Annotated in this window: 22 protein-coding genes; 9 read left to right on the forward strand and 13 right to left on the reverse strand. The window is 62.6% G+C overall.

What is annotated here, in order from left to right; all coding sequences use genetic code 11:
* Nucleotides 1–48 precede the first annotated feature (48 nt).
* The 3 genes from IB265_RS12400 to IB265_RS12410 form a co-directional block, all read right to left on the reverse strand.
* Nucleotides 49–927: a DMT family transporter gene (locus tag IB265_RS12400; protein WP_058321187.1), complete on the reverse strand. Its 879-nt coding sequence runs from the start codon at nt 925–927 to the stop codon at nt 49–51.
* Nucleotides 928–1,110: 183 nt separating this feature from the next.
* Nucleotides 1,111–1,566, reverse strand: coding sequence for a GyrI-like domain-containing protein (locus IB265_RS12405; protein ID WP_057252957.1), 456 nt, complete (start codon nt 1,564–1,566; stop codon nt 1,111–1,113).
* Between the two features lie 80 nt (nt 1,567–1,646).
* A complete protein-coding gene (locus tag IB265_RS12410; RefSeq protein ID WP_057252955.1) occupies nt 1,647–2,516 on the reverse strand; it encodes a LysR family transcriptional regulator in 870 nt (289 codons plus the stop codon).
* 81 nt (nt 2,517–2,597) lie between these two features.
* Between IB265_RS12410 and IB265_RS12415 the strand changes: the two genes are divergently transcribed.
* The 4 genes from IB265_RS12415 to IB265_RS12430 all read left to right on the forward strand — a co-directional run bounded on the left by IB265_RS12415 (nt 2,598) and on the right by IB265_RS12430 (nt 7,105).
* Nucleotides 2,598–3,683, forward strand: a complete 1,086-nt coding sequence (locus IB265_RS12415) for a YeiH family protein (RefSeq protein WP_192494802.1) — start codon at nt 2,598–2,600, stop codon at nt 3,681–3,683.
* Between the two features lie 235 nt (nt 3,684–3,918).
* Nucleotides 3,919–5,313, forward strand: a complete 1,395-nt coding sequence (locus tag IB265_RS12420; protein ID WP_058326564.1) for a circularly permuted type 2 ATP-grasp protein — start codon at nt 3,919–3,921, stop codon at nt 5,311–5,313.
* Nucleotides 5,314–5,317: 4 nt separating this feature from the next.
* Nucleotides 5,318–6,256, forward strand: a complete 939-nt coding sequence (locus IB265_RS12425) for an alpha-E domain-containing protein (protein WP_057252951.1) — start codon at nt 5,318–5,320, stop codon at nt 6,254–6,256.
* A 15-nt stretch (nt 6,257–6,271) separates the two neighbouring features.
* Nucleotides 6,272–7,105, forward strand: coding sequence for a transglutaminase family protein (locus IB265_RS12430; RefSeq protein ID WP_057252949.1), 834 nt, complete (start codon nt 6,272–6,274; stop codon nt 7,103–7,105).
* A gap of 103 nt (nt 7,106–7,208) precedes the next feature.
* Here IB265_RS12430 and IB265_RS12435 read toward each other — a convergent pair whose 3' ends face one another.
* From IB265_RS12435 to chvE, 7 genes are all read right to left on the reverse strand, one after another.
* Nucleotides 7,209–7,799, reverse strand: coding sequence for a hypothetical protein (locus tag IB265_RS12435; RefSeq protein ID WP_057252947.1), 591 nt, complete (start codon nt 7,797–7,799; stop codon nt 7,209–7,211).
* Between the two features lie 232 nt (nt 7,800–8,031).
* A complete protein-coding gene (gene araD, locus IB265_RS12440; protein ID WP_057252945.1) occupies nt 8,032–9,777 on the reverse strand; it encodes an L-arabinonate dehydratase in 1,746 nt (581 codons plus the stop codon).
* Nucleotides 9,778–9,830: 53 nt separating this feature from the next.
* Nucleotides 9,831–11,264: an aldehyde dehydrogenase family protein gene (locus tag IB265_RS12445; protein ID WP_192494803.1), complete on the reverse strand. Its 1,434-nt coding sequence runs from the start codon at nt 11,262–11,264 to the stop codon at nt 9,831–9,833.
* 66 nt (nt 11,265–11,330) lie between these two features.
* Complete coding sequence (araD1, locus tag IB265_RS12450; protein WP_057249120.1) at nt 11,331–12,326, reverse strand: AraD1 family protein; 996 nt, start codon at nt 12,324–12,326, stop codon at nt 11,331–11,333.
* Between the two features lie 170 nt (nt 12,327–12,496).
* Entirely contained in the window at nt 12,497–13,705 is a 1,209-nt protein-coding gene (gene mmsB / locus IB265_RS12455; RefSeq protein ID WP_057249119.1) for a multiple monosaccharide ABC transporter permease, read from the reverse strand.
* On the reverse strand, nt 13,705–15,240 hold the full coding sequence (mmsA, locus tag IB265_RS12460) for a multiple monosaccharide ABC transporter ATP-binding protein (protein WP_057249118.1): 1,536 nt from the start codon (nt 15,238–15,240) through the stop codon (nt 13,705–13,707). Before mmsA ends, mmsB begins: the two co-directional genes overlap by 1 nt.
* Before the next feature lie 98 nt (nt 15,241–15,338).
* Nucleotides 15,339–16,406 carry a multiple monosaccharide ABC transporter substrate-binding protein gene (gene chvE / locus IB265_RS12465; protein WP_057249117.1) on the reverse strand — a complete coding sequence of 356 codons (1,068 nt, stop codon included), beginning with the start codon at nt 16,404–16,406 and terminating at the stop codon, nt 15,339–15,341.
* A gap of 284 nt (nt 16,407–16,690) precedes the next feature.
* Here chvE and IB265_RS12470 point away from each other — a divergent pair, with 284 nt between their 5' ends.
* Both IB265_RS12470 and IB265_RS12475 read left to right on the forward strand, forming a co-directional pair.
* The gene (locus IB265_RS12470; protein WP_057249116.1) at nt 16,691–17,671 is read left to right on the forward strand and encodes a LysR family transcriptional regulator; all 981 of its coding nucleotides are present in this window, start codon (nt 16,691–16,693) and stop codon (nt 17,669–17,671) included.
* 119 nt (nt 17,672–17,790) lie between these two features.
* A complete protein-coding gene (locus IB265_RS12475; protein WP_192494804.1) occupies nt 17,791–18,240 on the forward strand; it encodes a hypothetical protein in 450 nt (149 codons plus the stop codon).
* A gap of 3 nt (nt 18,241–18,243) precedes the next feature.
* Here the strand turns inward: IB265_RS12475 and IB265_RS12480 are convergent, their stop codons facing one another.
* Complete coding sequence (locus tag IB265_RS12480) at nt 18,244–18,498, reverse strand: hypothetical protein (protein WP_057249114.1); 255 nt, start codon at nt 18,496–18,498, stop codon at nt 18,244–18,246.
* Between the two features lie 337 nt (nt 18,499–18,835).
* Between IB265_RS12480 and iolG the strand changes: the two genes are divergently transcribed.
* The gene (gene iolG / locus IB265_RS12485) at nt 18,836–19,828 is read left to right on the forward strand and encodes an inositol 2-dehydrogenase (RefSeq protein WP_057249113.1); all 993 of its coding nucleotides are present in this window, start codon (nt 18,836–18,838) and stop codon (nt 19,826–19,828) included.
* 98 nt (nt 19,829–19,926) lie between these two features.
* Here iolG and IB265_RS12490 read toward each other — a convergent pair whose 3' ends face one another.
* The gene (locus IB265_RS12490) at nt 19,927–22,287 is read right to left on the reverse strand and encodes an EAL domain-containing protein (RefSeq protein WP_192494805.1); all 2,361 of its coding nucleotides are present in this window, start codon (nt 22,285–22,287) and stop codon (nt 19,927–19,929) included.
* Nucleotides 22,288–22,417: 130 nt separating this feature from the next.
* Entirely contained in the window at nt 22,418–23,632 is a 1,215-nt protein-coding gene (locus IB265_RS12495; RefSeq protein WP_057249111.1) for an ROK family protein, read from the reverse strand.
* Nucleotides 23,633–23,978: 346 nt separating this feature from the next.
* Between IB265_RS12495 and xylF the strand changes: the two genes are divergently transcribed.
* Both xylF and IB265_RS12505 read left to right on the forward strand, forming a co-directional pair.
* Nucleotides 23,979–25,016, forward strand: a complete 1,038-nt coding sequence (xylF, locus tag IB265_RS12500) for a D-xylose ABC transporter substrate-binding protein (protein WP_192494806.1) — start codon at nt 23,979–23,981, stop codon at nt 25,014–25,016.
* 226 nt (nt 25,017–25,242) lie between these two features.
* Nucleotides 25,243–26,568, forward strand: a complete 1,326-nt coding sequence (locus IB265_RS12505; protein ID WP_057249109.1) for a sugar ABC transporter permease — start codon at nt 25,243–25,245, stop codon at nt 26,566–26,568.

The raw sequence follows: 26,568 nt of genomic DNA on the forward strand, positions 1-26,568 counted from the left end.
TCTAAAAATCGCTGAAATGAACGGCGGGCCTAAGCGACCCGCCGTTTTTTATGCCCGCTGCTTGCGGTTGGTAAGATAAACGCCCGCGACGGCGATCACCGTTCCGATGACCATCGGCAGCGTCAGCGCTTCGCCGAAGAAGAGCCACGCCTGCACTGCGGCAAGCGGCGGAACCAGATAGATCAGAGACGCCGCGCGGGACACCTGGCCGCGGCGGATGAGATAGAGCAGCAGCGCAATCGCCCCCATCGAAAGCCCTAGGACCGACCAGGCGAGTGCGAGCACGACCTGGAGGTTCCAGGTGACGTGCAGATCTTCCAGCAGCAGCGCCAGCGGGATCGTCACGATCAGCGCGCCGAGATATTGCAGTGCTGCGATGCTGCGGATGTCGCCGCTCTGGAGATGGCGCTTCTGATAGAGCGTGCCATAGGTGACGGCGGCCATGCCGAGCACGTTGACGATGACAGGCAGGAGGTGGATCGGCGTCGCGCCGGTATCTATCGCCAGCACCTTCGGCAGCACGGCTAGCGCAATGCCGAAGAAACCGAGCACCAGTCCGAGCTTCTGTTGGGTCGTCAGCTTTTCGTCGATCACGAAGGCCGCCGCGACGGCAGTCATCAACGGCTGCAGGCCGGCAATGATGCCGGAGATACCGGCGGGAACACCCTCACCGATCGCCCACCAGACGGCGCCGAGATAGAGCCCGTGCAAAAACATGCCTGACACCACGGCATGGCCGGCCACCGACCAGGACTTTGGCCACCGGGCGCCGGTGACGATGCAAAACAGGATGAAGAGCGCGATCGCCAGCGTGTAACGCAAAACCAGAAAGGTCAGCGGATCCGCGTAGGCAGCCGCATATTTCGCGACGACCCAGCCGGTCGACCAGAGCAGAACGAAGATGGCGGGAGCCAGGCGGGCGAGCATGATGGGCCTATCGGATAACGGCGGCAGAGCGGCGGCGTACAGCCCGCTCAACGGAAGGCGGCCTCAAGTCGCTGAATACTCTGATCTACCGGATGATTTCGAGCCTAATCATTGCGATTTAGGCATTGAGGCAAGTAGACGCGACCACACTGATGGTCAAAGCAATTTTTCTGATGGCAAGCATCAGCCAATCGGAACCATCAGCCGGAGCGAGGAAAGCGACAGCGAAACGAAGCCGGGCTCGTACTCCTCGCGATAGTGCAGCAAGGCGGTATCGGCCGCATGTCCTTCGGCCGCCATCCAATCGAACATTTTCTGGTAATGAGCAAAGGCGTCGCCGCTTTCCGGATGATGCAAGGCGGTGACGAAACGCATGGCCGGCAGGTCGACGTGTCCAGGGTGAACCGAGGTCTCGGCCTTGTCGGCGACATAACCGACAAGATAGCGGAAGCCGTCAGGGCGATCGTTCCAGGAAATACCGACGAGAGCTGCATGGTCCCCGGGATGAAGGTGTTGGTGGTGCCCCTGCATCTCGGCGATCAGTCGGCGCACGGCCCCTTCGGCCGCCTCGCCAAAGGTACCTTCCCAAAACGAGCCGGCTATGCGCTGGGCCGGTCTTTCAACGATTTCGAACGCCATGACCACCTCATCAAACGAAGGTCCTGCAATTTTTGGCCTGTCACACGAAGGCCAATCGCAGGAGTAGAACGGAATTTGCCTCAAAGCAGTTCCACGAAGGCGCGGGCCGCGTGGCTGAACTGCCTCTCGCGATGGGTCAAGAGTTCGAAATTGCGCTCCGCCAGTTCAAACGGCAACTCGACCAGCCGGCCGCTATCAACGAAGGGCTGGGCGGCAAGCCGGGAAACGGCCGTGACGAAGGGACCGCTTTCGACCGCCGTCAGCACCGCTTCGTTCGAGGGCAACTCGAGCTCGATCTTCAACCCGTCAAGCTCCGCTCCATGATCCCCCATCGATTGCAGGAACATTGCCCGCGTGCCGGAGCCCTCTTCACGCAGCACCCAGCGCGCTGCAAGCAGCATCTCCAGATTGACCGGGGCGCCAACAAGCGGATGCGCGGGCGAAGCATAGACCGCAATGCGATCGACCGCGACGCGGCGGTGGTCGAGCTTGGCACCATCGACCCGCCCTTCGACGAAGCCGAGCTGCACTGTCCCCTCCTCTACCGCCTCGGCAACGACGGCGGTGTTGCGCACGGTGAGTTTCACGTCGACCTGCGGATATTCGTGGGTGAAGCGCGCCAAACGCGCCGGCAGCCAGTAGCTCGCAACCGTCTGGCTGGCGGCGATCGACAGTTCGCCGCGGCGAAGCTGGGATAGATCGTTGAGGCAGGCGGTGGCCGCGGCCGCCCGGGCGAGAACCGCTTTTGCCTCCGGCAGGAAGACCTTGCCGGCATCGGTCAGCGTAAGACCGCGGCCGACACGATCGAACAACCGCACGTCGTGCTGGGTTTCAAGCGCGGCGATCGCGGCACTCGCGGCCGACTGGGTGACGTTCATCGCCTCGGCGGCTTTCGTCATGTGCAGCCGCTCGGCGACCGCGACGAAGATTCTAAGCTGATCGAGTGTCATGGCAAATCAATCGCAAAAATCGATCAGAATGACAAGAATAATCCGTTAGACTGATTCATGGATCGGCGTAGGTTGCCCGCCATGTCCAGATCGCATCCCACATTTCGCTCCGCATTTTGCTCCGCCTCCTCCCGCCTGACCTGCATTCTTCCGGGCCTTTTCCTCTGCTGCCTCGTCGCGCTCGCGGCCATCGGCCTTGAATTGATCGAGTGGCGCTGGACAGGTCGCGCATGGCTGGAGGCCCTCGTTCTTGCCATTCTGCTTGGCGCCACCGTCCGCACGATCTGGACGCCCAGCGCCCGCTTCCTCTCCGGCATCCATTTCTCCGCCAAGGTTCTACTGGAGACCGCAATCGTCCTGATCGGCGCCATGCTGAGCTTCGACGCGATCGCCGAAAGCGGGCCGACCCTGCTTGTCACCGTCGTCGCCATGGTTGTCATGTCGATCGCCACCGGTTACCTGATCGCCCGTCTACTCGGCCTGCCGAAGCGGCTCGCGACCTTGATCGCCTGCGGCAACGCCATCTGCGGCAATTCGGCGATTGCCGCCGTCGCTCCGGCAATCGGCGCCCGCGGCGAAGAGGTTGCCGCCGCCATCTCCTTTACCGCCATTCTCGGCATCGCCGTCGTCCTGTCTCTGCCCTTCGTCGGCGGCTGGCTCGGCATGACGCCACAGGGCTACGGTGTCTTTGCCGGCATGACCGTCTATGCCGTGCCGCAGGTTCTCGCCGCTGCCAGCCCTTTCAGTTCGCTCTCGGTTCAGGTCGGCACGCTCGTCAAGCTCGTGCGCGTGCTGATGCTCGGCCCCGTCGTCTTCTGTTTCTCGCTGATCGGCGGCCGCGATACTGAACCTGAAGCCGCGCCGGGCGAACGCCGCACAGTGGGATCGCGTCTCGCCACGGTCGCGCACTTCGTCCCCTGGTTCATCCTCGGTTTCCTGGTCGTCGCCATTGCCCGCAATAGCGGCGTAGTCCCCGACCCGGTCGCGACAGGCGCCGTGAAGGTCTCCACCTGGCTGACCGTCATCGCCATGGCCGCTCTCGGTCTCGAGGTCGACGTCCGCACGCTCGCCAATGCCGGCCCGCGCGCCAGTGCCGCTGCCCTGCTCTCGCTTCTCGTGCTCTGCATCCTGTCAGCGCTCGCGATCGCTTGCCTTGGCCTCGGCTAGCACCGAAAACCGGCGCCCAAATTTAGAGCATATGCATATTTTGCAGCCGCTCGGCCGCCACACCTTTCGGCGGCCGGATCCCGCTGCCGGGTTGTTGGGCAGTTTTCCCCGTGAATGGGCGAGAGGATCGATGCCAATTTTCTTTTCCGGCGACTGAGCACGCTTCTTGCATTGCAACCAGCGTTGTACTCAAATGGTCAAAAATAAGGGGACCACGCCTTTGGCATTTGACGAAATGATGAATGCGGACAGCAGTCCGCGCCAGCCATATTCGACCTATCATGAATGGTATGCCAGCCAGGACAAAAATCGGCTCATAGCCAAATCCAGGGAAGCCGAGAACATATTCCGGAAAACCGGCATCACCTTCGCGGTCTACGGACACGCAGACTCATCCGAAAAGCTCATCCCCTTCGACCTCATCCCCCGCATCATTTCCGGCCGCGAATGGCGCAAGCTCGCCCAAGGCATCGAACAGCGGGTCATCGCGCTCAACGCCTTTCTCGACGACATCTACCACAAGCAGGAAATCATCCGCGCCGGACGCGTGCCGCGAGAGCTGATCGAGAAGAACGTCGCCTTCCTGCCGCAGATGATCGGCTTCAGGCCGCCGGGCGGCGTCTACACCCATATCGTCGGCACCGACATCGTGAGAACAGGTGAAGATCAGTTCTACGTGCTCGAGGACAATGCGCGCACGCCATCCGGTGTCAGCTACATGCTGGAAAACCGGGAGACGATGATGCAGATGTTCCCCGAACTCTTCCATCAGAACCGCGTGCGCCCGGTGGAGAACTACCCGAATCTCTTGCGCCAGAGCCTGGCGTCGCTGGCACCCCCCGGCTGCAGCGGCAAGCCGCGCGTCGCCGTGCTCACGCCCGGTATCTACAACTCCGCCTACTATGAACATGCCTTCCTCGCCGACATGATGGGCGTCGAACTGGTCGAGGGTTCGGATCTGCGCGTCATCGACGGCAAGGTGAAGATGCGCACCACCCGCGGCTACGAGGCGATCGACGTGCTTTACCGCCGCGTCGACGACGACTTCCTCGATCCGCTCACCTTCCGTCCGGATTCGGCGCTTGGCATTCCCGGCATCATGGATGTCTACCGCGCCGGCAACATCACAATTGCCAATGCGCCCGGCACCGGGATTTCCGACGACAAGGCGATCTATTCCTATATGCCCGAGATCGTCGAGTTCTATACTGGCCGCAAGCCACTGCTTGAAAACGTGCCGACCTGGCGCTGTTCCGAGCCACAGAGCCTGAAATACGTGCTCGAACATCTGGAAGAGCTGGTGGTCAAGGAGGTGCACGGATCCGGCGGTTACGGCATGCTGGTCGGCCCGACCGCCAGCAAGAAGGAGCGCGCCTTCTTTGCCGAAAAGCTGAAGAGCCGCCCGACCAACTACATCGCCCAGCCGACGCTTTCGCTTTCCACCGTGCCGATCCTCGTCAACAAGGGTATCGCGCCCCGGCACGTCGACCTTCGCCCCTATGTCCTCGTCTCCGACAAGGTGCAGATCATTCCCGGCGGCCTGACGCGCGTGGCACTCAAGGCTGGTTCGCTCGTCGTGAACTCCAGCCAGGGTGGCGGGACCAAGGACACCTGGGTACTGGAGGACTGAGACCATGTTGGGAAGAACTGCAAACGGTCTCTACTGGATGTTCCGCTACATCGAACGCGCCGAAAACAGCGCCCGACTGATCGATGCCGGTCTGCGCATGGCGCTGACCCGCAGCGAAGCGACGGAGGGCGACTGGGACGGCGTGCTGCAAAGTGCGGGCGTGCGCGAACTCTACGACGAAGTGCACGAGACGCTGACGAGCATCGACGCGATCGATTTCCTTTTGCGCGACCGCGCCAATCCGTCGAGCGTGATGTCGTGCATCGAGGCGGGACGCCACAATGCGCGCATGGTCCGCACGGCGCTGACGCGCGAGACTTGGGAAGCGACGAACGAATGCTACCTCGAAATGAAGACGATCCTCTCCAGGAAGGCCCGTCCGACCGACATGCCCGAGATCATCGATACGATCAAGCGCCGCGCCGGCCTCATCCGTGGTGCCTTCCACGGCACGATGCTCCGGAACGAGATCTTCAACTTCTCGCGCATCGGCACTTTCATCGAGCGAGCCGACAACACCGCCCGCATCCTCGACGTGAAATACTACGTGCTCCTGCCGGCAGTCGCCGCCGTCGGCTCGTCGATGGACAATGTTCAGTGGGAATCGATCCTGCGCTCGGTCTCGGCCCACCGCGCCTATGGCTGGGTCTATGATGCCGAGCTCCGCCCCGCCAACATCGCCGACTTCCTGATTTCCAACGGCCGCATGCCGCGCTCACTTGCCTATTGCTACGAGAAGATCGCCAGTAATCTCGGTTACCTCGAACGAGAATATGGCGAGCGCCACGCCGCCCACGACACGGCCGACCGCACGCTCGCGTCGCTGCGCAGCCAGTCGATCAAGGACATCATGGATGTGGGCTTGCACGAATATCTCGAAGACTTCATCAGCCACAACAACCGTCTGGGACAGGAAATCTCCGACGGTTACCGGTTCAACTGAGTTCGGGAGGATGGCATGCACCTGAAGATCAGCCACACGACCGAATACCACTATGACGAACCCGTGCAATACGCGCTGCAGCGCCTGCGGTTGACGCCACTGACCCAGGCCGGCCAGACCGTTCTCGGCTGGGATACCCTTGTCGATGGCGCGGCAATCGAAGTGAGCTACGACGACCACTTCGGCAACCGGGTTCATCTCGTCAGCGTCGACGGCGACCGCGACGCGATCCGCATCACCGCCTCCGGCGAGGTCCATACGGAGGACCGCGCCGGCGTCTTCGGGCCGCACCAGTCCTACGTACCGCTCTGGCTCTATGCCCGCGAAACGCCTTTGACCAAGGCCGGCAAGCTGATCCGCGAACTCGCAAAATCCGCCGAAGGCGACACCGACCTTGCCCGCATGCATGCGCTGATGGAGACAATCTACAAGGCGGTGGAATACAAGCCCGGCGAGACCCACGCGGAGACGACGGCCGAGGATGCGCTCGAAAGCGGCAGCGGCGTCTGCCAGGACCACGCCCACATCCTGATCGCAGCGGCGCGCTCGCTCGACCTGCCGGCGCGCTACATCTCGGGCTATCTGATGATGGAAGGCCAGCCGGATCAGACGGCAAGCCACGCTTGGGCCGAAGTGCATCTGAACGGGCTCGGCTGGGTCGGCTTCGACGCCGCCAACAAGATCTGCCCCGACGATCGCTACGTTCGCATTGCTTCCGGCCTCTGCTACCGCGACGCCGCGCCGATCTCCGGCCTGATCCATGGGGAGGCCAAGGAGACGCTGAAAGTTTCGGTCACCGTCGAGCAAAAGCAGCAAAGCCAGAGTCAGAGCCAGTCACAAAGCCAGTAGCCTCTGCGCCAGTAACCTCTTCGATGGGGCGCCATCGACGCCCTATCGAAAGCTGGATCTCCCGGCATGAAAGCCGCAGACACCCGCCCGGTCGTTTGTATTTCTAGCGCGAGGCGCTCGCCTGCAGGATGCGGCAGAGCGAAACCAGTCCGCCGTCATAGCCGCCACTGACCACGTCGCGGCAACGCTTGATGAGCTTGACCCGTTCGGCGCTCGACAGCTTGTTGAACGCTGTGAGCGGGGCGCCTGGAGAAACTGCGCCACCGGAACCAACACCTGCACCGCCACCGCCGGTATTGACGTCGAGGCCGGCAGTCAGGCCACGTCGGCCACCAACACTGGCGTCAACGGAAGAGTTGAGCCCGTTGTCACCGCCGAGACCGATATCGGCATCCGCGTTGATGCCATTGCTGCCACCGACGCTCGCCTGCGCATCGGCGTTGACGCCGCGCGAACCGCCGACCGTGGCATTGGCGGCGGCGTTGACGCCGTTGGCACCGCCCAGCGACGCGTCGACGTCGGCATTCACGCCGTCCGATCCTCCGAGCCCCACACTGGTGTTCAGCCCGTTCGCTGCGCCGACGGACAGCCCGACACCGAGACCATCGCGCTCCGCGCTTTGGCCAAATGCCGGCGCGGATAACGCCACCGTCGCAAGAAGACCCAGCGACAACGCAAGCACATTCTTCCGCATGATCGTCCTCCTTCTCAAGCGTAGGGCCGGAATGACCCAGGCTAGAGGAGACGTCGGAAGATCAAGTCTGGTTGCGCTGACTCTACCGGAAGCCAAACGTTTCGGAGGTTGTAGATAATACAAACCGAAGACGTGCAAAGATTGCGCTTCTTTTTGAAACGACTGGCCGGAGCGCGAATGGAAATGCCGCACCGACGAGCGGTGCGGCATTGCACGCCAGCAAACAGAAAAGTCAGTGGCTGTCGCGGTTCATCGGGATTTCCGAGCCGCGCGGGCCGACGAGGAAGTCGAGATCCGCCCCCGTATCGGCCTGCATGACCGTCTTGACGTAGAGACCGCCATAGCCGCCGGCAAGCGGCTTGACCGGCGACACCCAGGCCGCACGACGACGGGCGAGTTCCTCGTCCGAAATGTCGAGGTGAATGGTGCGGGCCGGCACGTCGACGGCGATCATGTCGCCGTTCTCGACCAGCGCCAGCGGGCCACCATCGGCCGCTTCCGGTGCCGTGTGCAGGATGACCGTGCCATAGGCCGTGCCGGACATACGCGCGTCCGAAATGCGGATCATGTCGGTGATGCCCTTCTTCAGCACCTTCGGCGGCAGGCCCATATTGCCGACCTCGGCCATGCCCGGATAACCCTTCGGGCCACAATATTTCAGCACCATCACGCAGGTCTCGTCGATGTCGAGATCGTCGCGGTTGATGCGGGCGTGATAGTCCTCGATGCTCTCGAAGACGACCGCGCGGCCCTTGTGCTGCATCAGATGCGGCGAAGCGGCCGATGGCTTCAACACGCAGCCCTTCGGTGCCAGGTTGCCACGCAGAACAGCGATGCCGCCCGACTGCGTCAAGGCCTTTTCGCGCGGCACGATGACGTCGTCATTGTAGTTGGTGACGTCCTTGACGTCGTTCCAGATCGTGTCGCCGGTCACGGTCAAGGCATCCTTGTGCAGGAGACCCATTTCGCCGACCGCCTTGATCACGACCGGGAGACCGCCGGCGTAGTAGAACTCCTCCATCAGGTATTTGCCCGACGGCTGGAGGTTGACGATCGTCGGGACGTCGCGGCCGAGGCGATCCCAGTCGTCGAGGCTGAGATCGACGCCGATGCGGCCGGCAAGCGCCAGGAGGTGCAGCACGGCGTTGGTCGAGCCGCCGACGGCGCCGTTGACGCGGATGGCATTCTCAAAGGCTTCCTTCGTCAGAATGTCGGACGGCTTCAGGTCCTCCTTCACCATGTCGACGATGCGGCGGCCGGAGAGCTGGGAGATCACTCGACGGCGTGCGTCGACGGCAGGAATGGCCGCGTTGCCGGGCAGCGTCATGCCGAGCGCTTCGGCCATCGAGGCCATGGTGGAAGCCGTGCCCATGGTCATGCAGCTTCCGGCCGAACGGGCCATGCCCTGCTCGGCGTCCATGAATTCTGCCAGCGACATCTCGCCGGACTTCACCATCTCGGAGAACTGCCAGATCGCCGTACCGGAGCCGACATCCTTGCCGCGCCATTTGCCGTTCAGCATCGGGCCGCCGGAGACGAGAATAACCGGGATATCGACGCTGGCGGCACCCATCAGTAGGCTCGGCGTGGTCTTGTCGCAGCCGCCGAGCAGAACGACGCCATCGACCGGATTGCCGCGGATCGCCTCTTCGACGTCCATCGCAGCAAGGTTGCGGAACATCATCGCGGTCGGACGTAGCGTGCTCTCTCCGACGGAGAAGACCGGAAACTCCACCGGGAAACCGCCGGCCTCATAGACGCCGCGCTTCACCCGCTCAGCGAGGTCACGCAGATGCGCGTTGCACGGCGTCAGCTCCGACCAGGTGTTACAGATGCCGATGATCGGCCGTCCGTCGAAAGTATCGGCCGGCAGGCCCTGGTTCTTCATCCAGGAGCGATGCATGATGGCATTCTTGCCGGTGCCGCCGAACCAATCCTGCGAACGCAGCTTGCGCGGCCATTCAGCTTTCTTCTTCATCTTATCCTTCCTTAGGCGGCCCGCGCAGCCACGCGAGCCTGTGACGGCGCCCGTTAGGCGAGCGTGTATGCCGTCTTGACGGTTGTGTAGAATTCGGCGGCGTAGCGGCCCTGCTCGCGCGAACCGTGGGACGAGCCCTTGCGGCCGCCGAACGGCACGTGGAAATCGACGCCTGCCGTCGGCAGGTTGACCATGACCATGCCGGCCTCGGCATTGCGCTTGAAATGGGTCGCATGCTTGAGGCTGGTGGTGGCGATGCCCGATGACAGGCCGAAGGGGGTGTCGTTGGCCACAGTGAGCGCCTCGTCGTAATCGCGGACGCGGATGACGGACGCGACCGGCCCGAAGATTTCTTCCCGCGAAATCCGCATCTGGTTGGTCGCCTCGGTGAACAGCGCTGGCTGCAGGTAGAAGCCGGGCGTGTCGCGCTTCAGGAGCTCGCCGCCGAAGGCGAGCTTGGCGCCCTCCTGCTTGCCGATGGCGATGTAGTCGGTGTCCTGGTTGAGCTGGCTCTCATCGACCACCGGGCCGATATGGGTGCCGGCCTTGAGCGCATCATCGATCGTCAGCCCTTTGATCCGTTCGCCCATTGCGGCCACGAAGCGGTCGTGAATGCCCTCGGTGACGATGATGCGCGACGAGGCGGTGCAGCGCTGGCCGGTAGAGAAGAAGGCGGAATTGACCGCCGCTTCGACCGCAACGGACAGATCGGCATCATCAAGCACGACGAAGGGGTTCTTGCCGCCCATTTCCAGCTGGTACTTGCGATTGTGCTCGACCGAGGCCAGCGCGACGCGTTTTCCCGTGCCGGTCGAGCCGGTGAAGGTGATGGCGTGGATATCGGGGCTGTCGAGCATCGCCTGGCCGACGACCGAGCCCTTGCCCATGACGAGGTTCAACACACCTTTCGGCAGGCCGGCACGATGGAGGATGTCGACGATCGCCCAGGAACTGCCGGGCACCAGTTCGGCCGGCTTGAAGACGACGGTGTTGCCGTAACAAAGCGCCGGCGCGATCTTCCAGGCGGGAATGGCGATCGGGAAGTTCCAGGGCGTGATGATGCCGACGACGCCGACCGGCTCGCGGGTGATCTCGACGCCGATGTTGGGTCGCGCCGAGGGCAGTACTTCGCCCGCCAACCGCAGGCACTCGCCGGCGAAGAAGTCGAAGATCTGGCCGGCGCGCACCGTCTCGCCGATGCCTTCGACAAGCGTCTTGCCTTCCTCGCGCGACAACAGCCTTCCGAGCTCGTCCTTGCGGGCGAGGATCTCGTCGGCGGCCTTCCTCAGGATCGCGTGGCGCTCGAGGATGCCGGAACGCGACCAGGTCGGGAACGCAGCCTTGGCAGCGGCGATCGCGGCGCGGGCATCGTCGGCAGACGCACGGGCATATTCGCCCACAACGTCATTGGTGTCGGACGGGTTGATGTTGGCAACCCCGTCACCGCCGACCCACTCGCCGGCAATCAGGTTCTGGTGCATTGTCATAGGCTTCGAGCCTCCTTCATAAACGCGCATGACCGTCCCTCGCGAACGGTGCGCTTAGGAGATGTGTCAGAGCTGGCGAATGGCGACCTGTTCTTCCGCAGCGATCGCTAGCGTGTTGCGGAGCGGAAGGCCGAAACCATCAGCCTCGATCTCGAACACGTCGCCTTCCTCGGTGCGGATGCCGTCGCCGAAGGACAGCGTCGCCGTACCGAACATGTGAACATGAATATCGCCCGGCTGGCGGAACAGGCCGTACTTGAAATGATGGTGCTCAAGATTGGCGAAACTGTGCGACATGTTGGCCTCGCCCGACAGGAACGGTTTCTCCCACAGCACCTTGCCGCCGCGCAGGATGCGCGACATGCCGCGGATATCCTCAGGGGCAACACCGATACGGATTTCCGGACCGAAGCTCGCCTGGCGCAGCTTCGAGTGCGCCAGCCAGAGATAGTTGACCCGCTCGGTCTTGTGGTCGGAAAACTCGTTGGCGACGGCGAAACCAATACGGAACGGAACGCCCGTGTCGGAGATCACGTAGATGCCGGCCATTTCCGGCTCCTCGCCGCCATCCTCGGCAAAGGCGGGCGAAACGAGTGCCGCGCCCGGCGCCACGGCTGAGGTGCCGTTGCCCTTGTAGAACCACTCCGGCTGCACGCCGGTCTCGCCGGCTTTCGGCTTGCCGCCTTCGAGACCCATGCGGAACATCTTCATCGAGTCCGTCAGCGTTTCCTCGGCCGCCTCGCTCGTCTTCTTGTGCATGGCGTCACGGGTTGCGGCCGAACCAAGATGGGTGAGGCCCGTGCCGGTCAGGTGCAGGTGCGCCGGATCCGGATGGGTGATCGGCGGCAGGAAACGCCCCTCCGCATAGGCCCTGTCGAGGTCGACGGCGGCGCCAAGACCCTTGGTCTCGATCGTCTCCTTCAGGCTGCGCCCGGCATTGGCCGCCTCCATCGCCAGAGCGTAGACGCTTGCAGCACCATTGACCGCATGCGCGGTTTCACCGGGCAAACGCACCGCAACCGTTATCGATCCGTCTTCGTTCCTGATCTGCGAAATCAGCACGATCCTGTCCTTCCTGTCGTCGTTCGGGTCGCGGTCTTCGCCTTCTCAAGGCAAAAGCGTCCCCGTGGCTGGCTTTCGCCACCCAATTCCGGCGGGCCAATCCGCCGATCCTGGCAGCCGCGGCTGCCGGTGAATGTTACTGGTTCGCGTCGGGTCTTATGGCTTTCGGCTCAACCCTTGTTCTTGTTGTAGACATCGAAGAACACGGCTGCGAGGAGCACGAGGCCCTTGATCAGCTGCTGGTAATCGATGCCAATGCCCATGATCGACATGCCGTTGTTCATCACGCCCATGATGAAGGCGCCGATCACCGCGCCGATGATCTTGCCGACGCCGCCGGACGCCGAGGCGCCGCCGATGAAGCATGCCGCAATGACGTCGAGTTCGAAGCCTTGGCCGGCCTTCGGCGTAGCCGAGTTGAGGCGGGCGGTGATGATCATGCCGGCGAGTGCCGCAAGCACACCCATGTTGACGAAGGTGTAGAAGGTCAGCCGTTCGGTGTTGATGCCCGAGAGCTTGGTCGCCTTGACGTTGCCGCCCATGGCGTAGATGCGGCGGCCGATGGTCGAGCGCGTGGTGATGAAGGTGTAGAGCGCGATGAGAACGGCCATGGCGATCAGCACGTTCGGCAGGCCGCGATAGGTCGCGAGCTGGAAGCCGATGAACAACGCCACGACGGCAATAACCGCCATCTGGATCGCGAAGAAGATGAAGGGTTCGTTCTCGGTGCCGTGCTGCTCGTTGATCCGGCGGTCGCGAATGCCGGCATAGATGGCATAGGCGACGAGCGCCACGACAGCCACGAGCGCGACCAGGTTCTGAATCATTTCCGGCGCCGGATTGAGGAAATAGAGGAAGTCGGGGACGAAACCGGTCGACAGCAGCTGGAATTCCTTCGGGAACGGTCCGATCGGACGACCGCCAAGCACCACGTAGGTAAGCCCGCGGAAAACCAGCATGCCGGCAAGCGTGACGATGAACGACGGGATCTTTTGATAGGCGACCCAATAACCCTGCGCCGCACCCATGATGCCGCCGACGACGAGACAGGCGGGAATGACGACAAAGGCCGGCAGCCCCCACTTGACCAGCATGATCGCCGAGATCGCGCCGATGAAGGCGACGATCGAGCCGACCGATAGGTCGATATGGCCGGCGACGATGATCAGGAGCATGCCGAGCGCCATGATGACGATGAACGAGTTCTGCAGCACCAGGTTGGTGATGTTGACCGGCTTGAACAGCACGCCGTTGGTCACGAACTGGAAGAACAGCATGATCACCACGAGCGCGACGAGCAGGCCGTATTCGCGGATGTTGTTCTTGAGATAGTCCCCGATCGAGGGCTTGTTGTTTTGGGTGCTCGTATCGGCGACCATTAGTGTTTCTCCCCTGAACGCATGATGGCACGCATGATGGATTCCTGGCTCGCTTCCGCCTTCGAGAGCTCGGCGACGATGCGGCCCTCGTTCATGACGTAGATGCGATCGCAGGTTCCAAGCAGCTCCGGCATTTCCGATGAGATCATTAGGATGCCTTTACCCTCGGCGGCAAGCTGGTTGATGATGGTGTAGATCTCATACTTCGCGCCGATATCGATGCCGCGTGTCGGCTCGTCGAGAATGAGAACTTCCGGATTGGTGAACAGCCATTTGGACAGCACGACCTTCTGCTGGTTGCCGCCCGAGAGGTTGACCGTTTCCTGATAGATCGAGTGCGAACGGATGCGCAGCTTCGAGCGATAGTCGGAGGCGACCTTCGCTTCCTTGCGGTCGTCGATGACGCCGTTCGCGGCAACCGCCTTCAGGTTGGAGAGTGTCGTGTTCTCCTTGATGTTGTTGATCAGCACGAGGCCGAGCTGCTTGCGGTCTTCGGTGACGTAAGCGAGACCTGCATCGATCGCCCGCGGAATCGTGCTGACATCGACGGGCTTGCCGCGCATCGTCACGTCGCCGGTGATCTTGTGGCCCCAGGACTTGCCGAAGATGCTCATCGCCGTCTCGGTGCGCCCTGCCCCCATCAGCCCGGCAATGCCGACCACTTCGCCGGCGCGCACGGTGAAATTGACGTCGTGCAGGAACTGCCGGTCGCGATGGTGCTGGTGGAAGACATTCCAGTTCTTCACTTCCAGCAGCGTCTCGCCGATCTTGGGCTCGCGCGGCGGGTAGCGGTCTTCCATGGCGCGGCCGACCATGCCTTTGATAATCCGGTCCTCGCCGACATCTTCGGTCTGACAGTCGAGCGTTTCGACGGTTCCGCCATCGCGCAGGATGGTGATCTGGTCGGCGACTTTGCGGATCTCGTTCAGCTTGTGCGAGATGATGATCGAGGTCATGCCCTGCGTGCGAAACTCCATCAGGAGCTTCAAAAGCGCATCGGAATCGGTTTCGTTGAGCGAGGCGGTCGGCTCGTCGAGGATCAAGAGCCGCACCTTCTTCGAAAGCGCCTTGGCGATCTCGACCAGTTGCTGCTTGCCGACGCCGATGTCGGTGATGAGCGTTGCCGGGCTCTCGCTGAGGCCCACCTTCTTCAGGAGCTCCTGGGTGCGGGCAAAGGTCTGCGGCCAGTGGATCACGCCGTTGCTGGCGATCTCGTTGCCGAGGAAGATGTTCTCGGCGATCGACAGCAGCGGCACCAGCGCCAGTTCCTGGTGGATGATGATGATGCCAAGGTCTTCGCTGTCGGAGATCGTCGAGAAGCGACGCGCTTCGCCACCGTAGTGGATCTCGCCTTCATAGGTGCCGGCGGGATAGACGCCGCTCAACACCTTCATCAGCGTCGACTTGCCGGCGCCGTTTTCGCCGACGAGCGCGTGGATCTCGCCTTCGCGGACCTTGAAGCTGACATTGTCCAGCGCCTTGACGCCCGGGAACGTCTTGGTGATGCCCCGCATTTCAAGAATGATATTGTCCATGTTCAGTCATTCCAGCGGCAGTCTGCGAGAGAGTACCGGCTCCGTCTTCTGGATAAAAGGGCCCGCGCGCTTGCACGGGCCCTTCCCGTTGAAAAAGATCAGTTGTTGATCTGGTCTTCGGTGTAGTAGCCCGAGCTGACGAGCACGTCCTTGACGTTGGACTTGTCGACGGCAACCGGCTTCAGCAGGTAGGACGGAACGACCTTGACGCCATTTTCATAGGTCTTGGTGTCGTTCACCTCAGGCTCCTTGCCTTCCATGATCGCGTTGACCATGCCGACCGTTACCTTGGCGAGTTCGCGCGTGTCCTTGAAGATCGACGAATACTGTTCGCCGGCAAGGATCGACTTGACCGACGGCAGCTCGGCGTCCTGGCCGGTGACAACCGGCATCGGCATGTCGCCCGAGCCGTAGCCGACGCCCTTCAGCGCCGAGATGATACCGATCGAGAGGCCGTCATAGGGCGAAAGCACGCCATCGACCTTGGCGTCGGTGTAGTTCGACGACAGCAGGTTTTCCATGCGGGCCTGGGCGACAGCACCGTCCCAACGCAGCGTGCCGACCTGGTCCATGCCCTTCTGGCCGGACTTGACGACGATCTTGCCGCTGTCGATCAGCGGCTGCAGAACCGACATCGCGCCGTCGTAGAAGAAGAAGGCGTTGTTGTCGTCAGGCGAACCACCGAAGAGCTCGATGTTCTTGGGCTCGGTTGCGCCATCGAGCTTGAGGCCCTGCACCAGCGACGTCGCCTGCTGCACGCCAACCTGGAAGTTGTCGAAGGTGGCGTAGTAGTCGACATTGCCAGAGTCACGGATCAGACGGTCATAGGCGATAACCTTGACGCCGGCGTCATGGGCCTTCTGCAGGATGTCGGAGAGCGTCGTGCCGTCGATGGCGCCGATGACCAGAACCTTGGCACCCTTGGTCACCATGTTCTCGATCTGGGCGAGCTGGTTCGGGATGTCGTCGTCAGCGAACTGCAGGTCCGGGGTGTAGCCGGCTTCCTTGAACAGCTTCTCCATCGTCTCGCCGTCGGAAATCCAGCGGGTCGACGTCTTCGTCGGCATGGAAATGCCGACCGTGCCCTTGTCCTGCGCAAATACGGGCGCAGCGAAGGACGCGATCGAAATCGCAGCGGCTGCGAGAAGCGAAGTCATCAATTTCATCAGTTCTCTCCCAAAAAAGTTGAAGCCGGCAGGCAGAGCCTTTCCGTCTATGCGCAGCAATCCGCGGACCGGGATCTCGTCTCCGGCCGCGGATCAAGGTGAAGGAGAGGCCTCCCCGCCTCGCATGCTCCTACATGCGCTGGCACATGAGCAAAAACTGGAATCAAAACATATAACTGTCAAATACAATATTACTTTGAACGCATACCAAAATTGTTATAGCACGTGCGAACAGTGTGATTTTTGAAAATATTTGAAAACCAAAAAAACCACAGGGGTTGGAAATGCGTGACCAGAAGGCAAGCGCCACCGGGACGGCCGGCGAACTCTTCGATTCAGCACTCTTTCGCTCCGGCTTGAAGATCAGCCACCTCCGGCTGATTCTTGCAATTGACGACCACAGGCGCATCAGCGCCGCCGCGGAAGCTCTCGGGATTTCGCAGCCGGCAGCCTCGCGTATGCTGTCGGAAATCGAGACGATGCTGAAGGCGCCGGTCTGCGAACGCATTGCCCGTGGCGTCGAACTGACGCCTTACGGCGAAGCGCTGGCACGGCGGGCGCGCACGATCTTTCTGGAGCTTCGAGAAGCCTCGCGCGAGATCAACGAGCTCAAGACGGGCAGCGGCGGCTCGGTCTCTCTGGGTTCCGTCACCGGCCCGGCGCTCAATCTCGCCGTCCCCGCCATTCGCCAGGTGATCACCGCCTATCCCGGCATCGAGATCAACGTCCAGATCGAAAACAGCAACGTTCTGGCAAGGGAGTTGCTTGCCGCGCGCCACGATTTCATCATCGGGCGCATCCCCGACGACCAGCCGCCGCGGCTCTTCAACATGGTGGAGATCGGGTTTGAAGAAGTCTGCCTGATCGTGCGCGACGGCCATCCGCTGCTCGACAAACCTGTGGTCGGCGCCGAGGACCTGCCCTCCTACGACTGGGTGTTCCAGCCGCCGGGCACGCTGCTCAGGCGCGCCGTCGAGGATAGTTTCGTGGCGGCCGGCGTGAGATTGCCGGCGACCGTCATCAACACCTCTTCGATCATCCTGACGCTGTCGATCGTGCGCCACACCAATGCGATCGCGCCGGTGGCGCTCGACGTCGCCAACCTGATTGCCGGCAACGGCACACCGGCCGGCGAAATCCGCATCCTGAAGACCGAGATCCCGATCCGCATCAAGCCCTATGGCCTGATCACGGCCGAGGGACGCGCGCTGCCGCCGAGTGCCAAGCTGCTCTACGATCTCATCCTGAAGCAGGGCCGTGCGTGATCAGCCCGGCATGATCGAAACGTTCAGCCCGGCATGATCAAGTGATCAGCCCGGCATGATCATGTGATCAGCCCGGGATAACCTCCGCCTGTCATGGCTTCCTTCCAATTGGAGGCGTCATGTTCGGAATGTCGGTGTTTCAGTCGGTGCTCGAACGGCTGAAGACGGAAGAGGAATACGAGCCGGATCCGGCCGAAGCGTCCCGTGTCACGACGCCGTACGCGCCGGTGTTTGCCAGCGCTCTTTCGGCCGAAAGCGTCGGCGCGGCCTCCTTCGGCGCGGTCGAGCGCGCCTATCTCGATGCGGCTTTCGTCGAGCCGCCGCCTCCGCCGGTCATGCCTGACTATCTCAATCGCACTGGCCTTGCAGAGGTGGCCGAAGAACTGGCGCTTTCCGACGGCGAAACTCAAGTGACGCTCGCGGCAAAGCGGCGTGCCTTCGCCGCCCTGAACCATCCGGACCGCCTGCCGGCCGCCTTCCGCGCCAATGCGACCGTGCGTATGAAACTCGCCAACATGCTGATCGACGAAGCCTCGCAGCAGATACGCGCAATCAACCCGGCGGCGTGATCGTCAGCCCGCGGCGCCGTCCCCGTCGCTCTTGCCTTGCTCTTCGTCCGCGGCTTTATCCACGCTCTTCTCGCTCGGCTTATAGAAGACCAGCAGCGCTGCCGAGGCATAGGCCGTCATGGCCAGGAAGATCATGCCCCACATCGCCTGTTCGCCCAGGAACTCGACCACCGTCCAGACGGCGCAGAAGGCCACGATCAGCAGGCGGACCCATAGCGGGCGGTAAAAGGGGTGGTCCGGGTCGATGAACTTGAGCATTCTGTCCTCTGGTGGCCTTATCATGTGCGCCCCATTTACGGGATATTCATTGAAGACAGCAAGTCCAGCGGTCCTCACGCCCCTTGACGGACGCAACTAAAATGGAATAAAAATTCCGAAATGACCCGCGTCGGCTACTTCATTCCAAATGAATGGACGGGCCGACTGGGTGCGGAGGTACCAAGGGAGAGGCGCCGGCGCAGCGTTCCAACACGCGATTTTTCGTGGCAATTCTCCGATCGATTCGCGGAATCAGTGTTCCGCGGCGCCTTTGCGCGATGAGCGCCGATCATCACGCCCCTTCCCGGTCGCGAGCCGGAATTCGAGAGAAACTGAGATGACAGTCAGATTTGGTCTTCTGGGCGCCGGACGCATCGGCAAGGTTCACGCGAAAGCCGTCAGCGGCAATCCGGATGCCGTGCTCGTCGCCGTTGCCGACGCCTTCCCTGCCGCCGCCGAAACCATCGCCAAGCAATATGGCTGCGATGTGCGCACCATCGAGGCGATCGAAAAGGCTGACGACATCGACGCCGTCGTCATCTGCACCCCGACCGACACCCACGCCGACCTGATCGAGCGTTTCGCGCGCGCCGGCAAGGCGATCTTCTGCGAAAAGCCTGTCGATCTGGATGCCGAGCGCGTCAAGGCCTGCCTCAAGGTTGTCAACGAGACCAAGGCCAAGCTGATGGTCGGCTTCAACCGCCGCTTCGACCCGCATTTCATGGCCGTCAAAAAGGCGATCGACGCCGGCAAGATCGGCGACGTGGAAATGGTGACCATCACCTCGCGCGATCCGGGCGCCCCGCCGGTCGATTACATCAAGCGTTCGGGCGGTATCTTCCGCGACATGACGATCCATGACTTCGACATGGCCCGCTTCCTGCTCGGCGAGGAGCCGGTCTCCGTGACGGCAACCGCCGCCGTTCTCGTCGACAAGGCGATCGGCGAAGCCGGCGACTATGACAGCGTCTCGGTCATCCTGCAGACGGCTTCCGGCAAGCAGGCCATCATCTCCAACTCCCGCCGCGCCACCTATGGCTACGACCAGCGCATCGAGGTGCACGGCTCGAAGGGCGTCGTCTCGGCTGAAAACCAGCGTCCGGTCTCGATCGAGATCGCCAATGGCGAAGGCTACACCCGCCCGCCGCTGCACGACTTCTTCATGACGCGCTACACCGAAGCCTATGCCAACGAGATCGAGAGCTTCATCGCCGCGATCGAAAAGGGTGCGGAAATCACGCCGTCGGGCAAGGATGGTCTCGCCGCACTGGCCCTCGCCGACGCCGCCGTGAAGTCGGTTGTCGAGAAGCGTCAGATCAGCGTCGCCTGAGGCTACGGCCGGTAACACATCAAATGGAAAAGCCGGGCGCCACACGCCCGGCTTTTTTCATGTCACCACTCTGGCAAACCGGCATCCGCGCAGGTGCCTCAGCCCTCAGCGCATACCGGCATCTTCTCCCATCGCGGCGCTTCCCGGCCGGTGCTGGGCGCAGCGCCCGGTCGGCCGGAGAGATACCCTTGGATCTGCAGGCAGCCCTCCTCCACCAGGATCTGCCTCTGCCGTTCGGTTTCGACGCCTTCGGTCACGACCGCGAGCCTGAGGCTGTGGCCGAGCGCGATGATGGCGCGGACGATCGCCTGTGCGGAAGGGTCCTTTTCGAGGGCAGCGGTGAAGCTGCAATCAATCTTCAGCTTGTCGAAGGGGAAGGTCTGCAGGTTGCTCAGCGAAGAATGTCCGGTGCCGAAGTCGTCCATGACGATCCGGACGCCGAGGACGCGCAGGCGAACCAGCACCGCCAGCACATCCTCGCGATTGTGCATCAGCGCCGCCTCGGTGATTTCGAGCTCCAGCCGCCAGGGATCAAGGCCAGTCCGACGCAATATGCTCGCGACCTGATCGAAGAGATTGGGCAGAAGGAACTGGACCGGCGAGATATTGACGGAAATCGGCAGCGGCTCGTTCCATTTTGCCGCTTCCGTGCAGGCCTGTTCCAGCACCCACTCGCCGATCTGGATGATCGAGCCGCTTTCCTCCGCGATCGGGATGAACACGTCAGGGCCGATCAGCCCGCGCTGCGGATGGTTCCAGCGCAGCAATGCCTCGTAGCCGATGATCCTGTCGCTCTGGACTTCGACCAGCGGCTGGTATTCTAGAAAGAACTGGCGGCGAAGCACCGCATGGCGCAGGTCGTTCTCGATCTGCCGGCGGGTGCGAACCGCCTCATCCATTCCCCGGTCGAAGAAGCAGGCGATGCCCTTGCCGCTCTGCTTGGCGCGGTAGAGTGCCGTGTCGGCATTGTTGCGCAACTGATCTGCCGTCTGCCCGTCGACCGGATAGAGCGCAGCACCAATGCTGACGCCGACGGCGGTCGGATCGCGATTGGTATCCATTTCCGCGGCAAACAGCGCCAGGATGCGGCCCGTCAATTGGCGCGCCGCCGCCGGCCGCTTGCCGCCCACGTGGATGATTGCGAACTCGTCACCGCCGAGCCGGGCGACCGTGTCGTGCTCTCCGGCAGCCTGGCGCAGGATATCGGCAACCTTCTTCAGGATGCGGTCGCCTTCGCCGTGGCCGAAGATATCGTTGACTGCCTTGAAGCGGTCGAGGTCGAGGCAGAGGATTGCCAACTCTTCGCCCCGCGCAGAGGCCGCCGCCAGCGTCTGGGCCAGCCTGCGGTCGAAGAAGGCGCGGTTCGGCAAATCGGTGAGCGCATCATGATGGGCCAGATGCTCGATCGTGCGCTCGGCTTCCTTCCGTGCCCTCAAGTCGCGCACGAAGATCACTTCGCATTCGCGGCCACGATACTCGATCGTCCGGCACATGAATTCCACCGGAATGGTGCGCCCATCGGCGTTGAGAAGATCGATCTCGCCGGGACCATCCCCGCGCCTGTGTCCCTCGAGCCCTTCCTCGCCGAAGACGAAGATCTCCGACGGGCGGCGCCCGGACAGATCGGAAAACGTCCGACCGGTGAGGCCGGAGAAGCGCTCGTTGGCTTCGACGATGACGCCATCGAAAACGATCGCCATGCCTTCGAGCGAGGCGTTGGCGAGCCCTCTGAGATCGGTCAGCTGCCGATCGACGAAGAGGGCGCCGAAGGCGAGCACGATCAATGTCGTGGAGGCTGCGATGACCCCGCCGGCGAGCCAGGCGGGATGAATGGTGCCGGCGACAGCCACATTGGCCTCCGGCATGAGCGTCACGCCGCTCATCGACGTGAAGTGCATGGTGCAGATTGCCAGCACCAGCAGCAAGGAGGAGACGACCAGCCGCCGCATGCTGCGCAAGGCATGAAAAGCATGAAGCGCGGCACCCGCCAGCAGCGTTCCCACGACGAGCGCCGAAACAGTCGCTTGCGGATCGTAGCTTATGTGCCCGTGGATCTCGATCGCCTGCATGCCGGTGAAATGCATCGCCGCGACGCCGGCGCCAAGCACGAAGCCACCGCAGGACATCGAGAGACGTGAACCACCACCGAGGCCGATTGCAAAGGCGACCCACGACGCGGCTATGGCGACGACCACCGACAGAGCGGTGCCCCAGAGGCCGTAAGCAACCGGCACACCACCATCATAGGCCAGCATGGCGATGAAATGCGTCGACCAGACACCGACACCGCAGGCAAAACCGCTGGCCGCGATCCAGAGGCTGCGCTGGCTACCTTCGCTTCGCCGGGCGCGCAGCAGCAGCAACATCGTTGCGACACTGCCCGCCAGGCAGACGATCGCGGCGGCCACGATAAGGCGCCAGTCATGGTCATCACGTATGCATGCAATCACTGAAAACATGAGTGTCTCCCGCGTCACAGCCACATTGACAAGGAGTCGCTAAATAACTGTAAATTGCATTACTAGAGGTGCTCACCTTCGATACAACCCCAAAAAAAGGTTGCGTCAGGCGATGCACTTCAACCGTGCATCAGGAAACGCCGGTGGCGGTAATATCGGCGTCGATCGCGCCCAGCGCCCGCTCCAGATGTCCCTCGAAGACGAGGCGTTGCTCGTCGGGCGCGACCGATATTTCGGGAGCGCCCTGAAGGCGGACCTGCATGGACTGGGCAAGTCCTTCTTCGATCCCCGGCAGCATGAGATCGAAGTATCGGATGCCGGGCCCGGTGACGTGGACAGGCATGCGCTCGTAGAGGCTCAGCATGCGCGAGATGCCGTTGCCGAGCGCAATGCCCGCCTGGCGGAACGCGTAGCCGGCCATGCGATGTCCCTGCCGCGCGCTGGCCGCGATCTTGTCGAGCTCGGCGACGGGAACGAACTTGGCGGGGATGGTATCCGCCGGCACCTCGAAGGCGGCACGCAGAATCCCATAGAAACCGGCTGCCGCCTCGATGCAGCCATAGGCGCCGCAACGGCAGAGGCCCGCTGACGGCGCGTGCAGCATGTGGCCGAAATTCGGCGCGCTGACATCCATCTCGCCGCTCTGGCTCTTGCGGGCAACGCCAAGGCCGATGCTGTGGCCGAGAGAGATCGCCGCAAGCGCCCTGAACCCACCTTCCGGTTTGCGTTCGGCTTGTGCTGCAAGCGCCTGCGCGACCAGCAGAGTCTCATTGCTGAGCATGACTTTCGCGCGCCATTGCGGCGCAAGCAGTGCAGCGAAATCCAGCTCTTCCCGACCGAAGACCGGCGACCACAAAAGCCGCGCCGTGTCGCTGTCGACCAGCCCCTTGCTGCTGATCGAAACGGCGAGCACGCGATCCCGCTCCAGCCTTGAGCGCTGCAGCAGACGTTCGAGCGCGTCCACGAATGCGCGAGCGAAAGGGATCGTGCCGCGCTCGTCGTGGTTTCGCGATTCGTCGAAGCGGTCGAGAAGCGTGCCGCCGTAATCGATCAGCGAATATTGCACGATGTCGGAGGAGATCCTGACGACCACGAGATGGCCGTAGTCGCGCCGCGGCGTGAAGAGGACACGCGGCCGCCCTCGCCCACCCTGCACCTGGTGCTCGGCCTTGGCGAGCACCCCCGCCTTTTCCAACTCCGCCGTGATCGCGGAAACGGTCGCCGAGGCAAGCCCCGTATCAGCAGAAATTTCCGTATGGGAGAGATTGCCGGCGCGCCTGAGCGCCGCAAGGACCAGCGCGCTGTTTTGCTGACGCACGAGCTCAGTGCTGGACTTGGTCAGCATGAGACGTCCCTGTCAGTGGCGGATCCTTCGAACACATGCCCCTCCCAAAGCATCTGTTGAACGGCAAGACAAGGCGCCGGACGCCTTGTCGACAGCCTTGTGGCACGGATTTTGTCGGCGGCCGAGAAACAACGGACGCGACCGCTCGCTAAGCACCTTGTTGATGCCGCAACCACCGCATTCACGCCGTGTTGACAGCCTCAAAAATCCATGACATTCATTTTCTCGACTGTCGAGAAAATAATTCCGCACGGTGTAGCGGCACGATCTACGACAGCGTTCCAAGGCTGGCGGAGGATGTGCGGGAGGTTCGCACGCTCAGCCGGCCCTCACTCGGGAGGATGAAATGAAATCCGTTTTGAAGCTGATGGCAGGTGTTGCCGCCATCGTTTCCCTGCATTCCGTTGCCCAGGCAAAGGACCTGGTCGTCGGCGTGTCCTGGTCCAACTTCCAGGAAGAGCGTTGGAAAACCGACGAAGCCGCCATCAAGGCAGCACTCGAAGCATCCGGCGACAAGTACATCTCCGCTGACGCACAGTCGTCGGCCGCAAAGCAGCTGACCGACATCGAGTCGCTGATCGCCCAGGGCGCCAATGCACTGATCGTGCTTGCCCAGGACAGCGACGCCATCGGCCCGGCAATCGAAAAGGCCGCTGCCGAAGGCATCCCGGTCGTCGGCTACGACCGCCTGATCGAAAACCCGGCCGCCTTCTACATCACCTTCGACAACAAGGAAGTCGGCCGCATGCAGGCCCGCGAAGTGTTCAAGGTGAAGCCGGAAGGCAACTACGTCTTCATCAAGGGTTCTTCGGCTGACCCGAACGCCGACTTCCTCTTCTCCGGACAGATGGAAGTGCTGAAGGAAGCCGTCGATGCCGGCAAGATCAAGAATGTCGGCGAAGCCTACACGGATGGCTGGAAGCCTGAAAACGCCCAGAAGAACATGGAGCAGTTCCTGACCGCCAACGACAACAAGGTCGATGCGGTCGTCGCCTCCAACGACGGCACCGCCGGCGGCGCGATCGCAGCCCTCGATGCGCAAGGCCTCGCAGGCTCGGTCCCGGTCTCCGGCCAGGATGCAGACAAGGCGGCGCTGAACCGCGTTGCCTTGGGCACGCAGACCGTTTCGGTCTGGAAGGATAGCCGTGAACTCGGCAAGCGCGCCGCAGAAGTCGCCGTCGAACTTGCCGGCGGCAAGAAGATGGAAGAAGTCGCCGGCGTCACCACCTTCAACGGCGGACCGAAGGGCGTGGCCATGCAGTCGGTCTTCCTTGCACCGCTGCCGATCACCAAGGACAACCTGAACGTCGTGATCGACGCAGGCTGGATCTCCAAGGAAGAAGCCTGCCAGGGCGTCAAGGGCGACGTCGCGGCTTGCAAATAAACCGCATCAGCAGAACTGAGCGCTGACGTCAGACAAGCGCCGCAACGCAACCCGTTGCGGCGCTTGCGCAAGGTGCGTGCCGGGCGGACAATGCCAGACGCACAACCAGCGCAGCTCAACGAAAACGCTCGATCTCTGCCGTCGCACCGGACTTGTCGCGTCGATCCGGCTCTTGGTGCCACCTGACGCGACGACATCAACACAAAAAGTGGGGGAAGGCACGTCCATGGCCGACATCACACAAGGCAACACGCAGGGCGCACAAGCAAACCGCGCCCGCACAGCGGACGAAAACCCGGTGAAGCGCTTCTTCCGCGCCACCGAAATCGACACCCGGCTGCTCGGCATGGTCGGCGCGCTCGTCATCATCTGGATCGGCTTTCAGATCATGACCGGCGGCCTGTTCCTGACGCCGCGCAACCTGTGGAACCTGACAGTTCAGACGTCTTCCGTCGCCGTGATGGCGACCGGCATGGTGCTGATCATCGTCACCCGCAACATCGACCTTTCCGTCGGCTCCGTGCTGGGCTTCTGCGGCATGGTCATGGGCGTCATGCAGGTAAAATTCCTGCCGCAGTATCTCGGCCTGGAACATCCGGCCATCTGGATCATCACGCTGTTGAGCGGCATCGCCGTCGGTGCCGCTATCGGCGCGCTGCAGGGCTCGATCGTCGCCTTCCTCAACGTGCCCGCCTTCATCGTCACGCTCGGCGGCCTGCTCGTCTGGCGCGGCGCCACCTGGTTCGTGACCAGCGGCCAGACGGTCGCACCGATGAATACCACCTTCCGTCTGATGGGCGGCGGCACCGAAGGCTCGATCGGCGCGACGGCAAGCTGGATCGTCGGCATCCTCGCCTGCATTGCCATCGTCGCTGCCATCCTCAATTCGCGAAAGCAGCGCAAGCGCTTCCGCTTCCCGTTGCGCCCGGTCTGGGCGGAGTACTTCCTGGCGATCCTCGGCTGTATCCTGGTGCTGGGCGCAATCACCGTCGCCAATAGCTACTACTGGCCGACCAACATCGCCCGCAAATATGCCGACGCCAACGGCATCGCCTGGCCGGAAGGCGGACTGCAGATCTCGCACGGCATCGCCATTCCGGTTCTCGTCGCCATCGCCGTCGGCATCGTCATGACCTTCATCGCCACACGGCTGCGCTTCGGCCGCTACGTATTCGCGCTCGGCGGCAACCCGGAAGCAGCCGAACTTGCCGGCATCAAGACGCGCTGGGTCACCGTCAAGATCTTCACGCTGATGGGCATACTGTGCGCCATCGCCGCGGCAATCTCGACCGCCCGCCTCAATGCGGCGACCAATGCGCAGGGCGAGCTCGACGAGCTCTATACGATCGCCGCCGCGGTCATCGGCGGCACCTCGCTTGCCGGCGGCGTCGGCACGATTGCCGGCGCCATGATCGGCGCGCTCGTCATGCAATCACTACAGTCGGGCATGGTGCTCCTGGGGATCGACAGTCCGTTCCAGCGCATCGTCGTCGGCGTGGTTCTCGTCGTCGCCGTCTGGCTCGACACCATCTACCGCGCCCGCGCCAAGTAA

Origin of the sequence: Ensifer sp. ENS10, from assembly GCF_014852025.1 — a bacterium.
In the GTDB taxonomy this organism is placed as follows: domain Bacteria; phylum Pseudomonadota; class Alphaproteobacteria; order Rhizobiales; family Rhizobiaceae; genus Ensifer.

What these genes read in the sequence shown, in the direction of transcription:
- IB265_RS12400 (WP_058321187.1), bottom strand. Translation starts at nt 927, where the DNA reads ATGCTCGCCCGCCTGGCTCCCGCCATCTTCGTTCTGCTCTGGTCGACC.
- IB265_RS12405 (WP_057252957.1), bottom strand. Translation starts at nt 1,566, where the DNA reads ATGGCGTTCGAAATCGTTGAAAGACCGGCCCAGCGCATAGCCGGCTCG.
- IB265_RS12410 (WP_057252955.1), bottom strand. Translation starts at nt 2,516, where the DNA reads ATGACACTCGATCAGCTTAGAATCTTCGTCGCGGTCGCCGAGCGGCTG.
- IB265_RS12415 (WP_192494802.1), top strand. Translation starts at nt 2,598, where the DNA reads ATGTCCAGATCGCATCCCACATTTCGCTCCGCATTTTGCTCCGCCTCC.
- IB265_RS12420 (WP_058326564.1), top strand. Translation starts at nt 3,919, where the DNA reads ATGATGAATGCGGACAGCAGTCCGCGCCAGCCATATTCGACCTATCAT.
- IB265_RS12425 (WP_057252951.1), top strand. Translation starts at nt 5,318, where the DNA reads ATGTTGGGAAGAACTGCAAACGGTCTCTACTGGATGTTCCGCTACATC.
- IB265_RS12430 (WP_057252949.1), top strand. Translation starts at nt 6,272, where the DNA reads ATGCACCTGAAGATCAGCCACACGACCGAATACCACTATGACGAACCC.
- IB265_RS12435 (WP_057252947.1), bottom strand. Translation starts at nt 7,799, where the DNA reads ATGCGGAAGAATGTGCTTGCGTTGTCGCTGGGTCTTCTTGCGACGGTG.
- araD (WP_057252945.1), bottom strand. Translation starts at nt 9,777, where the DNA reads ATGAAGAAGAAAGCTGAATGGCCGCGCAAGCTGCGTTCGCAGGATTGG.
- IB265_RS12445 (WP_192494803.1), bottom strand. Translation starts at nt 11,264, where the DNA reads ATGACAATGCACCAGAACCTGATTGCCGGCGAGTGGGTCGGCGGTGAC.
- mmsB (WP_057249119.1), bottom strand. Translation starts at nt 13,705, where the DNA reads ATGGTCGCCGATACGAGCACCCAAAACAACAAGCCCTCGATCGGGGAC.
- mmsA (WP_057249118.1), bottom strand. Translation starts at nt 15,240, where the DNA reads ATGGACAATATCATTCTTGAAATGCGGGGCATCACCAAGACGTTCCCG.
- chvE (WP_057249117.1), bottom strand. Translation starts at nt 16,406, where the DNA reads ATGAAATTGATGACTTCGCTTCTCGCAGCCGCTGCGATTTCGATCGCG.
- IB265_RS12470 (WP_057249116.1), top strand. Translation starts at nt 16,691, where the DNA reads ATGCGTGACCAGAAGGCAAGCGCCACCGGGACGGCCGGCGAACTCTTC.
- IB265_RS12475 (WP_192494804.1), top strand. Translation starts at nt 17,791, where the DNA reads ATGTTCGGAATGTCGGTGTTTCAGTCGGTGCTCGAACGGCTGAAGACG.
- IB265_RS12480 (WP_057249114.1), bottom strand. Translation starts at nt 18,498, where the DNA reads ATGCTCAAGTTCATCGACCCGGACCACCCCTTTTACCGCCCGCTATGG.
- iolG (WP_057249113.1), top strand. Translation starts at nt 18,836, where the DNA reads ATGACAGTCAGATTTGGTCTTCTGGGCGCCGGACGCATCGGCAAGGTT.
- IB265_RS12490 (WP_192494805.1), bottom strand. Translation starts at nt 22,287, where the DNA reads ATGTTTTCAGTGATTGCATGCATACGTGATGACCATGACTGGCGCCTT.
- IB265_RS12495 (WP_057249111.1), bottom strand. Translation starts at nt 23,632, where the DNA reads ATGCTGACCAAGTCCAGCACTGAGCTCGTGCGTCAGCAAAACAGCGCG.
- xylF (WP_192494806.1), top strand. Translation starts at nt 23,979, where the DNA reads ATGAAATCCGTTTTGAAGCTGATGGCAGGTGTTGCCGCCATCGTTTCC.
- IB265_RS12505 (WP_057249109.1), top strand. Translation starts at nt 25,243, where the DNA reads ATGGCCGACATCACACAAGGCAACACGCAGGGCGCACAAGCAAACCGC.